Here is a 12,926-nt window from a genome sequence, read left to right on the forward strand (position 1 = left end):
GAACTATTCCGGTCGGTCGCCCTGCTGCCGGGTGGGACCGGACTGTAGTGCTCCCGCGGTCCGACTTTGCCCTAGGGTATGCAGAATGATCTTGCTGCCGCGCAAGACGATTCGCCGTAACCTGGGATAGCGACGCCGTAAGGTGTTTGCGGCGACCGTTCCGGGCGGCCGGCAGGTAGAGGCATCTGGTCAGAGGGTGGTTCGGAATGTTGGTGAAGGTCCGCAACGACGATCCGTCGCGGCTGTCGGGCACCGAGCAGACCGTGATGAATTGGCTCAAGTCCTGGAGCGGGCCGCACGCGGTCCCCGGCATCGCGGTATTGCAGGTGCAGGACGCGGACGTGGTGGTGTGGACGCCGCAGACGTGCGTGGTGATCGGGGTCCGCGGTTTCGCCGAACGCGTGACCGGCACGCTCACCTGCGCCGAGGACGAAGCCTGGACCGTCGACGGGAAGCCCGCGCCCATCGACGGCGTGGACGGCAAACCCGCGCCGGTCGACGCGGCGGACAATCCGCTCGAGCGCGTGCGACGCCAAACCGTCGAGCTGGCCCGCCAATTGCGTTCCGCGCCCGGCCGCGAACACGTCCCCGTCAGCGGCCTGGTGCTGCTCCTCCCCCAGCTCGGCAGCCGCGTCAAACTCGAGAAGGGCGCGCTGCCGCCCGGTATCGACGTCCTCATCGGCGACGGCCCCTCCTCCCTCCGCGCCTATTTCACCAAGATCGCCGAAGGCGCGGACCCGTCCTGGGACGCCGGGCAGGTCGGCCAGGCCCTCGGCGCTCTCGGATTCGCCGCCGCCGCAACCTATTCCGACCTGGTCTCTGAGGGCTTCCCGGTGCCCGAGTCCGCCCGCTCCGCCCCACCTCCCATGTCCGCCGCTCCCACCGTGGTGGTCCCCTCGGTCCCCGTCCAGCCCCTCGCTCCCCCGACTCCGCCTGCGGGCGTGGGTGATCCGGGCTCCGCGGACCCCCGGGGCGCATCGGCCCAAGGCGGCCCCGGCCGGCCCGGCGGCACGGATACGGACCCGAACCGCCCCGGCTCCACCCAGCAATCCAGTGGTCGATCCGGCGGCAAAGGCCGCACGGCGGCCGCCGCGGTAGCCGGCGCAGCCACGGCCGCCGCCGCAGCAGCGGCCTACCGCGCGGTCACCGGCTCCTCCGACAACCCCGGCGGCTCCGGCACTTCCGGCCCCTCGCACCCCGGTGGCCCCAGCAACCAAGGTGGTCCGGGCTCCCAAGGCGGCCAAGGGTCTCCGAGCGGTGCCGGTTCCCAAGGCGGCCCAGGCGCTCCGAGCGGCCCCGGGTTCCACGGCGGTCCCGGCTCGCAAGGCACTCCCGCCTACGGCGGCCCAGGCTCGGGCTCCCCCAGCGGCCCCGGCTCTCCCAGCGGCGCAGGCGCTCCCGGCACCCAGCCGGCAGGCACCTACCTCCCGCCAGGCGGCCCCCAGCCCACCCCATCCCCCTCGTCCTGGTCCAGCCAAGGTCCCCAGCCGACCGGCCCGGGCCCCAGCGGCTGGTCCGTCGCCCCACCCGGCTCCGGCTCCGCCCCCCGGCCCGCCCGGACCGGCGGTCTCGCCGCCCTCGGCGGCCTCTTCGGCCGCCGCAAACAACCGCAGGTCACCCAATCCGACCCGCGCGCAGCCTATTCCGGCGGCCAAGCCCAGCCCGCCGCCCCCGGCTTCCCCGTCTGGCGCGACCAAGGCGACCAACGCGCCGCCGCCCGCGACATGCGCCGCACCCGCCGCCGCCGCGACTTCCCCATCATCGGCGCCATAGTCGTGGTCTTCCTCATCCTCCTGGTAGCCGTCATGTGCACCGGCCGCAGCGGCACCAGCGACGAAGACAAACAACACCGCCCGGCCCCCACCACGGTCCAGAAGGCCACCCCTTCCAAGACCGCTGACCCGACCATCCCGCGCACCACCATCGCCCCGGCCTGCTACCCGCTCGACCCCAACTGCCCACCGCCCGGCAATCGGCCGCCGTTCGGATAGCAACGAAAAACCGCCGCCCCGTCTCGGAGACGGGGCGGCGGTTTTTCGTGGATCAGGTTCGGCGACTACGCCGGTGTGATCAGCTCCAGCCGAAGAGGGTGTGGCCGATGGTGTTCCAGCCCAGGACCGAGTCGACGGCCAGGCCGCAGAAGACCACGGCGAGGTAGTTGTTGGACTGCAGGAACAGGCGCAGGGGCTTGACCGATTCGCCCTTGCGGACGCCGGCGTAGAGCTGGTGGGCCATCAGGAGGAACCAGGCGCCGGCCACCAGGGCGGTGGCGGCGTAGATGACGCCGGCGGCGGGGACCAGGGCGAGCGTGGCCAGGACCGTGAGCCAGGTGTAGATGACGATTTGCTTGGTGACCACCTGCTCGGTGGCTACCACCGGGAGCATGGGGACGCCTGCCGCCTTGTAGTCCTCCTTGTAGCGCATGGCGAGGGCCCAGGTGTGCGGCGGCGTCCAGAAGAAGATGACCAGGAACAGCACGATGGCGGGCCAGCCGATATTGCCGGTGACGGCGGACCAGCCGACCAGGGCGGGCATACAGCCGGCCGCGCCGCCCCAGATGACGTTCTGGGAGGTGCGGCGCTTGAGGCCGAGGGTGTAGACGAAGACGTAGAAGAGGATGGTCGCCACGACGAGCGCGCCGGAGAGCAGGTTGGCCTGCCACCAGAGCCAGGCGAAGGACACCACGCCGAGGGTGACGCCGAAGACGAAGGCGTTGCGGGTGGGCACGGCTTCGCGGGCCAGCGGGCGCTTGGAGGTGCGCTTCATGACCTTGTCGATATCCGCGTCGGCCACGCAGTTGAGGGTGTTGGCCGAGGCCGCGCCCATCCAGCCGCCGAAGAGGGTGACCAGGATGAGGCGGATGTCGACATTGCCGCGATCGGCCAGCAGCATGGTCGGAATGGTCGCGACCAGCAGCAGTTCGATGACGCGGGGCTTGGTCAGCGCGATGTAGGCGAGAACGCGGCGGGTCGCGACCGACAGCGGTCCGCTACCCGTGACGCGGTCGGCCAGCACCGTCCCGGAGGAGCCGTGAGCGCCACCCGGCTGTTGCCCAACTCGCACTGTTTCTCCTCGCACGCCACGCAGGTCTGATCCGGTCTGGAACAGCGGCGCGCTCTGCCGGTTCCTCGGTGAGAAACGCTGCGGCGCGGCCACTACTACAAAGCATGGTAGACCCCCGGAAGGTGTGCTCCCGACCAGGCCCGGGTTCGATTCGCCCGCGCCATGATTCGCGGCGGCCATCGCGCCGGGCCCGCGGGTGACCCGGGCTACACCCGATTCGGGTAGCGCCCAGCAGCTATGAACGGTCACGAACGGGTAGTCGACTGGACACGGAAGGACACGGAAACGAGACACGACGGCCGGTGAACACGGGTTCCCGCATGGTCGGGAATCACACACCCTTAGGGTGGTGGGGTAGATCGGTGCGCGTGTCGCGCCGTATCGCCCGCAGCGAATCACCCCGCCGCCCACAACCGCATCGTTGACGAGAAGGTCAGGAGAACCTCGGTCGTGTCAGTCACAGACGACATCCGCGCGCTCACTCAGCCGAACCACCCCACCGACTGGACCGAACTGGACACCAGAGCCGTCGACACGGCCCGGCTGCTCGCGGCCGATGCGGTGCAGAAGGTCGGCAACGGCCATCCCGGCACCGCCATGAGCCTGGCGCCCTTGGCCTACACCCTCTTTCAGCGCGTGATGCGTTTCGACCCGAGCGACCCGTCGTGGGTGGGCCGCGACCGGTTCGTGCTGTCCTGCGGACACTCCAGCCTCACCCAGTACGTGCAGCTGTACCTGGCGGGTATCGGCCTCGAGCTCGACGATCTGAAGGCGCTGCGCACCTGGGGCGCGCTGACCCCGGGCCACCCGGAGTACCGGCACACCGACGGCGTCGAGATCACCACCGGCCCGCTCGGCCAGGGCCTGGCCTCGGCGGTCGGCATGGCGATAGCGGCGCGGCGGGAGCGCGGTCTGTTCGATCCCGAAGCGGCGCAGGGCGAGAGCGCGTTCGACCACTTCATCTACGTGATCGCCTCGGACGGCGATATGGAAGAGGGCGTCACCGCGGAGGCGTCGTCGCTGGCGGGCACCCAGCAGCTGGGCAATCTGATCCTGTTCTACGACGACAACCGGATCTCCATCGAGGACGACACCCGCATCGCCTTCACCGAGGACGTGGCCGCGCGCTACCGCGCCTACGACTGGCATGTGCAGGTGGTCGAGGGCGGCGAGAACGTCACCGGCATCGAGGCCGCCATCGCCGAGGCCAAGGCCGTGACCGACAAGCCGTCGATCATCCTGCTGCGCACCATCATCGGCTACCCGGCCCCGAACAAGATGAACACCGGCGCCTCGCACGGTGCGGCGCTGGGCGCGGACGAGGTGGCCGCCACCAAGAAGATCCTGGGCTTCGATCCCGAGCAGACCTTCGAGGTCAGCGACGCGGTCATCGGGCACACCCGCAACCAGGCCGCCGATCGCGGTAAGGCCGCGCGTGCCGCCTGGCAGGACCAGTTCGATGCGTGGGCCGCGGCCAACCCGGAGCACAAGGCCCTGTTCGATCGTCTCCAGGAACGCCGCCTGCCCGCGGGCTGGGCGGATGCGCTGCCGGTGCACGAGCCGGGCAAGGCGATGGCCACCCGCAAGGCATCCGGCGCGGTCCTCGCGGCGCTCGCCCCGGTGCTGCCGGAGCTGTGGGGCGGTTCGGCCGACCTCGCCGAATCCAACAACACCACCATGCCGAACCAGCCGTCCTTCGGCCCGGAGGACATCTCCACCGGCCATTGGAAGGCCCAGCCCTACGGCCGCACCCTGCACTTCGGTGTGCGCGAGCACGCCATGGGCTCGATCCTGAACGGCATCGCGCTGCACGGGCCGACCCGTCCGTACGGCGGCACCTTCCTGGTGTTCTCCGACTACATGCGTCCCGCCGTGCGCCTGGGCGCGCTCATGCGCACCCCGGTCACCTACGTGTGGACCCACGACTCCATCGGCCTGGGCGAGGACGGCCCGACCCATCAGCCGATCGAGCACCTGGCGGCCCTGCGCGCCATCCCGGGCCTGAACGTGGTCCGCCCCGGCGACGCCAACGAGACCACCTACGCCTGGCGCGTCATCCTGGAACGCGATAGCGCCGAACGGCATTCGCACTTCCTGGTCTCCGAGCCGCCGCACCAGGACGGCCCGTCCGCGCTCGCGCTGACCCGCCAGGATCTGCCGATCCAGGAGGGCACCAGCTACGAGGGCGTCGCCAAGGGCGGCTACATCCTGGCCGAATCCTCCACCGCCACACCGCAGGTGATCCTGATCGCCACCGGTTCGGAGCTGCAGCTGGCCGTGGACGCGCGCGCTACGCTCGAGGCGCAGGGCATCGGTACCCGCGTGGTGTCCATGCCGTGTGTGGAGTGGTTCGACGCGCAGGAACAGTCCTACCGCGACCAGGTGCTGCCGCCCTCGGTCAAGGCCCGCGTCACGGTCGAGGCCGGAATCGCCATGCCGTGGCACCGGTTCACCGGAGACAACGGTGAGAACGTGTCCATCGAGCACTTCGGCGCCTCGGCGGACTTCAAGACCCTGTTCCGCGAGTTCGGCATCACCGCCGACGCCGTCGTCGCCGCTGCCACCCGCTCGCTTGCCAAGGTGAAGGGATAACCCTCATGACCCAGAACACGAACACCGCCGCGCTCAGCGCGGCCGGGGTTTCGGTGTGGCTGGACGATCTCTCGCGCGGTCGCATCAAGTCCGGAAACCTCCAGGGCCTGATCGACACCCGCAATGTCGTCGGCGTCACCACCAACCCGACCATCTTCCAGGGGGCTCTCGCGCAGGGCCACGACTACGACGCGCAGGTGCGCGAGCTGGCCGCGCAGGGCGCGGACGCCGACGCCGCCGTCAAGACCATCACCACCGATGACGTGCGCGACGCCTGCGACCTGTTCGCCGACGTGTTCGCCGCGTCCAAGGGCGTGGACGGGCGCGTCTCCATCGAGGTCGATCCGCGCCTGGCGTTCGACACCGACGGCACGGTGGCGCAGGCCATCGAGCTGTGGAAGATCGTCGACCGCCCGAACCTGCTCATCAAGATTCCCGCCACCGAGGCCGGCCTGCCGGCCATCACGCGGGTGATCGCGGAGGGCATCAGCGTGAACGTGACGCTGATCTTCTCGGTCGAGCGCTACGTCGCGGTCATGGGCGCCTACCTCGACGGCCTGCGCAATGCCCAGGTCGCCGGGCACGATCTGGCCCTGATCCATTCCGTCGCTTCGTTCTTCGTCTCCCGCGTGGACACCGAGATCGACAAGCGCCTGGAGACCATCGGCACCGAGGCGGCGCTCGCGCTGCGCGGCAAGGCCGGAATCGCCAACGCGCAGTTGGCCTATGCGGCCTACCAGGACGTATTCGACGGCGGCGCACACACTTCCACCTACGCGGGCCTGCGCGCCTCCGGCGGCGCCAACGCCCAGCGCGCGCTGTGGGCCTCCACCGGTGTGAAGAACCCCGAGTACTCCGATGTCATGTACGTGACCGAGCTGGTCGCGCCGAACACGGTGAACACGCTGCCGGAGAAGACCCTCGAGGCCGTCGCCGACCACGCCGAGATCGTGCCGAACGCGGCCGTCGGCAAGGGCGCCGAAGCCCAGGCCGTCTTCGACCAGCTGGTCGCGGTGGGCATCGATCTGGCCGAGGTGTTCGGGGTGCTCGAGACCGAAGGCGTCGACAAGTTCGTCAAGTCCTGGGACGAACTGCTGGTCGCCACCACCGAACAGCTCCAGGCGGCGGGGGGCAACTGACGGTGGCTTCCGGCGCGGCGACAACGGTCACGACGGTGAACCCGCTCCGCGATGGGCGGGACAGCCGGGTTCCTCACATCGCGGGACCGTGCAGCATGGTGATATTCGGGGTGACCGGTGACCTGTCGCGGCGCAAACTGCTGCCGGCCATCTACGACCTGGCGAACCGCGGGCTGATGCCGCCCGGGTTCGCCCTGGTCGGGTTCGCCCGCCGCGATATGTCCGAGGAGGACTTCGCGGCCCTCGTGCACGAATCCATCAGCAGTTCCGCCCGCACCCCCTTCCGGGACGAGGTGTGGCAGCAGCTGCGCGAGGGATTACGTTTCGTGCGCGGCACTTTCGAGGACGACGAGGCTTTCCACAAGCTCGCCACCACCCTCAAGGATCTGGACCGCGATCGCGGGACCGGCGGCAATCACGCCTTCTATCTCTCGATTCCGCCGGACGAGTTCCCGGTGGTGCTCGAACAGCTCTCCAAGAACGGCCTGGCGCAATCGGCGGAGGTACCCACCGGGCAGCCCCGGCCGTGGCGGCGGGTGGTGATCGAGAAGCCGTTCGGGCACGACCTGCAGAGCGCACGCGAGCTCAACGCCCTGGTCAACGGTGTGTTCCCGGAGCGGTCGGTGTTCCGCATCGACCACTACCTGGGCAAGGAGACGGTGCAGAACCTGCTGGCGCTGCGCTTCGCGAACCAGCTGTGGGATCCCATCTGGAACGCCAATTACGTGGACCACGTGCAGATCACCATGGCCGAGGACATCGGCCTGGGCGGGCGCGCGGGCTACTACGACGGCATCGGCGCGGCCCGCGACGTCATCCAGAACCACCTGTTGCAGCTGCTGGCGCTCACGGCCATGGAAGAGCCGGTCAGCTTCCAGCCCAAGCAACTGCAGATCGAGAAGATCAAGGTGCTCTCGGCGACCAAGCTCGTCGAACCCATCGAGCAGACCACCGCGCGCGGTCAGTACACGGCGGGCTGGCAGGGCAGCGAGCCCGTGGTGGGCTTGTTGCAGGAGGAGGGTTTCGACCCCAACTCCAAGACCGAGACCTACGCCGCCATCACCCTCGCGGTGGAGACGCGGCGCTGGGCGGGCGTGCCGTTCTACCTGCGCACCGGAAAACGCCTGGGCCGCCGCGTCACCGAGATCGCGGTGGTGTTCAAGCGCGCCCCGCATCTGCCGTTCGACCAGACCATGACCGAGGAACTCGGGCAGAACGCGCTGGTCATCCGGGTGCAGCCGGATGAGGGCATCACCATGCGGTTCGGGTCCAAGGTGCCCGGGTCCTCCATGGAGGTGCGCGATGTGAACATGGACTTCAGCTACGGCGAAGCGTTCACCGAGGACTCCCCCGAGGCGTACGAACGGCTCATCCTGGACGTCCTGCTGGGTGTGCCGTCCCTGTTCCCGGTCAACGAGGAAGTCGAATTGTCCTGGCAGATCCTCGATCCCGTGCTCGACCACTGGGCCGAGACCGGACGGCCCGACCCGTACGAGGCGGGTGGCTGGGGACCGGATTCGGCCGATGAGATGCTCGCGCGCAGCGGGCGGGAATGGCGGCGGCCGTGATCATCGACATGCCCGATACCGACACCCGCGAGGTGTCCAAGCGCCTGGTGCAACTGCGCGAGGCCAATGGCGTGGTGACCATGGGCCGGGTGCTCACCCTGGTGGTGTGCACCCTGGACAGCTCCGAGGCCGAGGACGCCATCGACGCGGCCAATGACGCCAGCCGCGAACACCCCTGCCGGGTGATAGTGCTCGCGCGCGGGGACCGGACCGCGGCCACCCGCCTCGATGCCCAGATCCGGGTCGGCGGCGACGCCGGCGCGGCCGAGGTCATCGTGCTGCGGCTGCAAGGCGATCTGGTCGCCCACGAATCCAGCGTGGTGATCCCGTTCCTGCTGCCCGACACCCCCGTGGTTGCGTGGTGGCCGCGCGGGGCCCCGGACTTCCCGTCCAAGGATTCGGTGGGCCGGCTGGCCACCCGCCGCATCACCGACGCCACCTTCGCGCCGGATCCGCAATCGACCATCAAGAAACGGCGCGGCTCCTACGCGCCCGGCGATACGGATCTGGCCTGGAGCCGGATCACCTATTGGCGGGCGCTGCTGGCGGCGGCGCTGGACGAAGCGCCCTTCGAACCCGTTCAGTCGGTGACGATCTCGGGTCTGCGCGACGAACCGGCGCTGGACATGCTGGCGGGCTGGCTGGCCGCGCGGCTGGACTGCCCGGTGGTACGGCGCACCGGCGAGCTGAAGGTGGAGATGTCGCGGCCGTCGGTCTCGATCTCCATCGCCCGCCCGCAGCACGGCCGCACCGCTACGCTCACCCGCACCGGCGAACCCGATCAGCGCTTCGCCCTGGCGCGCCGCGAGACTCGCGACTGCCTGGCCGAGGAACTGCGCCACCTGGACGCCGACGACATCTACGCCGAGGCGCTCACCGGACTCGAAAGGGTGACCTATGAGTAAGCCCGCCGTCGAAACCTTCGCCACCCAGGACGAACTGGTGCAGGCCGCGGCCGCCCGGTTCGTCGCCGCGGTGGTGGAGGCGCAGCGTCTGCGCGGATCGGCGTCGGTGGTGCTCACCGGCGGCGGCACCGGCATCGGGCTGCTGGAATGGGTGCGCAAGGCACCGGGCGATATCGACTGGGGCAAGCTCGACATCTTCTGGGGCGACGAGCGTTTCGTGCCGACCGGCGATACGGAACGCAACGAGCTGCAGGCCCGGCAGGCGCTGCTGGATCACGTTCCGGTCGATCCGGCGCGGGTGCACCCCACCGAAACCTCCAGCGGCGACTACCCCGATCCCCTGGAGGCCGCCGGGGAGTACCTGGCGACCGTGCACGCGCACCTCGCCGAACACGGCGCCTTCGACGTGCATCTGCTCGGCATGGGCGGTGAGGGGCATATCAATTCGCTGTTCCCGCACACCGACGCCACCCGCGAGGAGCACGAGCTGGTCGTCGCGGAGACACATTCGCCCAAGCCGCCGGCCGTGCGGATCACCTTGACGCTGCCCGCGATTCGCAAGGCGCGGCACGTGATGCTGATCGTGGCCGGTGAGGCGAAGGCGGCCGCGGTGGCGGCGGCGCTCAACGGCGCTTCGCCGCTGGACATTCCGGCGGCCGGGGCCATCGGCAGCGAATCCACCACCTGGCTGCTCGACGAGGGCGCGGCGGCCGACCTGCCCCGCTGAGCATTTCCCCTGGGCCCGGATTCCCGCCGGGCTCAGGGGTTTTCCGGGTATCGCCGCGCGGTCGGCAGCCCGGCCCAGACCACCTTGCCGCCCTGCCACTGCCGGGTGCAGCCCCAGACGGCGGTCACGCGATCGACCAGATGCAGCCCGTACGCGCCGGTGCGGCGCGGGTCGGCGGCGTGCAGCGTGGCCGGATAGGAGTCGGCGTCGGTCACCGCGATGGTGAGGTCGCGATCTCGGAGCTCGAGCCGCAGGCCGATGTCGTCGTCGGAACGGGCGTGCAGGTAGGCGTTCTCGACCAGTTCGGTGGCCACCAGGCGGGCGGGGCCGATCATCCACGGCAGCCCCCAGTCGTCGCACACCTGATCCACGAAGCGGCGGGCGCGGCGCGCGCAGTCGGCGGTGGGCGCGAGATCCAGCCCGGCGCGCCGCAGCGGGGTTTCGCCGTCGGCGCCGGGACGCAATTGCGGATCGCCGAGCGCCGACGCGGCCATGGCCCGATCACTCAGCGCGATGGCGAACACGGCGAATTCGTGTGGGGGAACGCAGACTTCGCGATGCGGTGCGGACAGCAGCCGGGCGCCCTCGCCCGCCACCGGCATCACCACCGCGCCCTCGCGGCCCACCGCCTGATGATCCAGCCAGTCGCGCATATCGGGGGTGTCGATACTGGGCAGATAGCGGATCGCTTGCTCCCAGCCGAGTCCCGGGCCGGCCGCGGACGCCACGATGACCGTTGTCCCCTCGATCCAGTTGCCGTCGATTCGCATCGCACCCGACCTCCACTCTCCGGTTCTCGGTGCCGGGTGCGACGTCGATGTGTCACCCTGGGTCTCGCAAGTATCGGTACCCAGACAACGTACGACCGAATCGCGGTGCGGCCATGCCCGTCGAGGCGCTGGAGCTCACCACGCGCGAGCCCGAGCTCGCGCATCGGGTGCTCAATCAGCTGTACGCAACGGACCGACCGATCGTTTTCCTTGGCGACGGCGCTGCCTGCCATTTTCGGCTTCGCTCCCGTACCACCGGACCGGTCGGATTGTCCGAGATCTGGTACACCATGCCCACCCGCGGCCACCTGCCGCCGAACGAGTGGTTCATGGCCCTTACCACGCTCGGCGGCCACGTCGAATTGGCCGCCGGCGGCGGCGAACTGCGGTTACGGCACGGTGAGGTGGCCCGCTTCGACTGCGCGTCCGGCATGCGGGCGGAGTGGGACGATATCGGCGCCCTCCTCGTCAATATCCCTTTCCGGACCGTGGCGCGGGTCGCCGAAACCACCGGCGCCACCGACCCGCTCCGCTTCGACGGCATGTCCCCGGTATCGGCCGCCATGGCGCGCCAGTGGCGCGACCTCACCCGGTTCGTGCACCGGCAACTACTGCTCGCCGACTCGCCGCTCGGCCACGCGCTGGTCCAAGCCCAAGTCGAGCAAACGATCGCGCGGGCCGCCCTGGCCGTCTTCCCGAACTCCACCATGACCGCCTCCTATCGCCCCGGCGCGGGCTGGATGGCCCCGGCGGCCCTGCGACGCGCACTGGAGTTCATCGAATCCCATGCGGCGCAACCGATCACCGTCGCCGATATCGCGGCGGCGGCCGGGGCGAGCCCGCGCGCCGTGCAGCAGAACTTCCGCCGCCGGTTCGACACCACCCCCACGGCCTACCTGCGTTCGATACGCTTGGCGGCGGTCCATCGCGAACTCCGCCGGGCCGATCCGTCGAGCGGGATCGACATCTCCGAACTGGCCGGGCGGTGGGGATTCCCGCATTCCGGCCGGTTCGACGCGTGGTATCGGCGGCGATTCGGGGAAACCCCGGAACAGACCTTGCACGGGGACTGATCGGCTGCGGGGCCACCGACCGAGAGGGATGTCCGGGATGCCGGTACGGAGCGAGTTCAGCACCACCGACCCGGAGCGCGCTCGCGAGTACATCACGACATTGTTCGGCGACACCAGGATTCGCGTATCGGGCGATCCGGCGGCCTTCCGCTTCGAACTCGAACGCTGCGATATCGGGCCGGTGCGCTTCGACACCGTGCGCAATTCCCTCACCACCGGGTACGAGAAGGAACCCCTCGGATCACTGATGGTGTGCCGAATCCTGCGCCACACCATGGCATTCGACACCGGCGCGAGCTGTGAGCACTACGGTCCGGGCGAGGTGTTCCTGGCCGCGCACCCCCATCGGGCACACCGCTCGACCCTGTACGGCACCCACGTGCAGGCGGTGGGCCTGGACGTGGCGCTGCTGCAGCAGGCGGCCGGGGACACCGGTACCTCGGAGCAACTGCTGGACCGATTGCGGTACGGCCGTCTGCCGCCCGCGGCCGCCCGATTCTGGCAGCACTCGGTGGACTATCTGACCGAATCCCTTGCCCTGGTCGATGATTCGGAGGCCGGATCGCTGCTCGTGGGCAATGCCGGACAGCTGCTGGCCGCCGTGCTGCTCACCGCGTCCGGTGACGGCCCCGCCGACGGCGCCGGCGATCGCGCCGACGCCACGCGCACCACGGTGCGGCGGGCCACCGCGTTCATCGAGACCAATCCGGACCTGGATCTGGGCGTCGCCGATATCGCCCGCGCCAGCAATGTCAGCCCGCGTGCGGTCCAGCTGGCCTTCCGGCGGCACCTGGACACCACACCCATGCACTATCTGCGCCGGGTCCGCCTGGAGCGGGCGCGGGAGGAACTGCGGGCGGCGGCGCCCGGCGACCGGATCACCGTGACGGCCGTGGCAGCGCGCTGGGGGTATCTGCGCCCCAGCCGGTTCGCCGCCCACTACTTCGCGATCTACGGTGAGTATCCGGCGCAGACACTGCGCGGCAGCTGAGCCCGGGACTTCGTTTTTCGTGCCGGTATCGTTCGTTCGCACCGCTAGCCTCGCCGCCCGCGATGCGATGGGATGGAGGGGCGTGAGGCATCCGTGTG

The 12,926-nt window shown here is 69.9% G+C and carries 10 protein-coding genes; 8 read left to right on the forward strand and 2 right to left on the reverse strand.

Features of this window, described 5'->3' with window-relative positions; genetic code table 11:
• Window positions 1–206: 206 nt before the first annotated feature.
• Entirely contained in the window at window positions 207–1,991 is a 1,785-nt protein-coding gene (locus NY1_RS45095; RefSeq protein ID WP_067713013.1) for an NERD domain-containing protein, read from the forward strand.
• Between the two features lie 79 nt (window positions 1,992–2,070).
• Here NY1_RS45095 and NY1_RS15565 read toward each other — a convergent pair whose 3' ends face one another.
• Window positions 2,071–3,063 (reverse strand): heme o synthase, encoded by a 993-nt coding sequence (locus tag NY1_RS15565; protein WP_067713015.1) that lies wholly within the window; start codon window positions 3,061–3,063, stop codon window positions 2,071–2,073.
• Window positions 3,064–3,513: 450 nt separating this feature from the next.
• On the opposite strand from NY1_RS15565, the gene tkt reads away from it, so the two are divergent.
• Genes tkt through pgl form a run of 5 tightly spaced genes read left to right on the forward strand, consistent with a single transcriptional unit; the run spans window position 3,514 to window position 9,994 of the window.
• Entirely contained in the window at window positions 3,514–5,655 is a 2,142-nt protein-coding gene (gene tkt, locus NY1_RS15570) for a transketolase (protein ID WP_067713018.1), read from the forward strand.
• 5 nt (window positions 5,656–5,660) lie between these two features.
• Window positions 5,661–6,794, forward strand: coding sequence for a transaldolase (tal, locus tag NY1_RS15575; protein ID WP_067713021.1), 1,134 nt, complete (start codon window positions 5,661–5,663; stop codon window positions 6,792–6,794).
• A 2-nt stretch (window positions 6,795–6,796) separates the two neighbouring features.
• Entirely contained in the window at window positions 6,797–8,362 is a 1,566-nt protein-coding gene (zwf, locus tag NY1_RS15580) for a glucose-6-phosphate dehydrogenase (protein ID WP_084534998.1), read from the forward strand.
• Window positions 8,359–9,267, forward strand: a complete 909-nt coding sequence (opcA, locus tag NY1_RS15585; RefSeq protein ID WP_174567194.1) for a glucose-6-phosphate dehydrogenase assembly protein OpcA — start codon at window positions 8,359–8,361, stop codon at window positions 9,265–9,267. Before zwf ends, opcA begins: the two co-directional genes overlap by 4 nt.
• On the forward strand, window positions 9,260–9,994 hold the full coding sequence (gene pgl / locus NY1_RS15590; protein WP_067713026.1) for a 6-phosphogluconolactonase: 735 nt from the start codon (window positions 9,260–9,262) through the stop codon (window positions 9,992–9,994). Before opcA ends, pgl begins: the two co-directional genes overlap by 8 nt.
• 32 nt (window positions 9,995–10,026) lie before the next feature.
• On the opposite strand, the gene NY1_RS42020 is transcribed toward pgl, so the two are convergent.
• Window positions 10,027–10,764, reverse strand: a complete 738-nt coding sequence (locus tag NY1_RS42020) for an ATP-binding protein (protein WP_084534999.1) — start codon at window positions 10,762–10,764, stop codon at window positions 10,027–10,029.
• Between the two features lie 113 nt (window positions 10,765–10,877).
• Here NY1_RS42020 and NY1_RS15600 point away from each other — a divergent pair, with 113 nt between their 5' ends.
• Both NY1_RS15600 and NY1_RS15605 read left to right on the forward strand, forming a co-directional pair.
• A complete protein-coding gene (locus NY1_RS15600) occupies window positions 10,878–11,837 on the forward strand; it encodes an AraC family transcriptional regulator (protein WP_067713028.1) in 960 nt (319 codons plus the stop codon).
• Between the two features lie 37 nt (window positions 11,838–11,874).
• Window positions 11,875–12,828 (forward strand): helix-turn-helix transcriptional regulator, encoded by a 954-nt coding sequence (locus NY1_RS15605; RefSeq protein ID WP_218028362.1) that lies wholly within the window; start codon window positions 11,875–11,877, stop codon window positions 12,826–12,828.
• Window positions 12,829–12,926 lie beyond the last annotated feature (98 nt).

It is taken from the genome of Nocardia yamanashiensis NBRC 100130 (genome assembly GCF_001613325.1).
Lineage (GTDB): Bacteria > Actinomycetota > Actinomycetes > Mycobacteriales > Mycobacteriaceae > Nocardia > Nocardia yamanashiensis.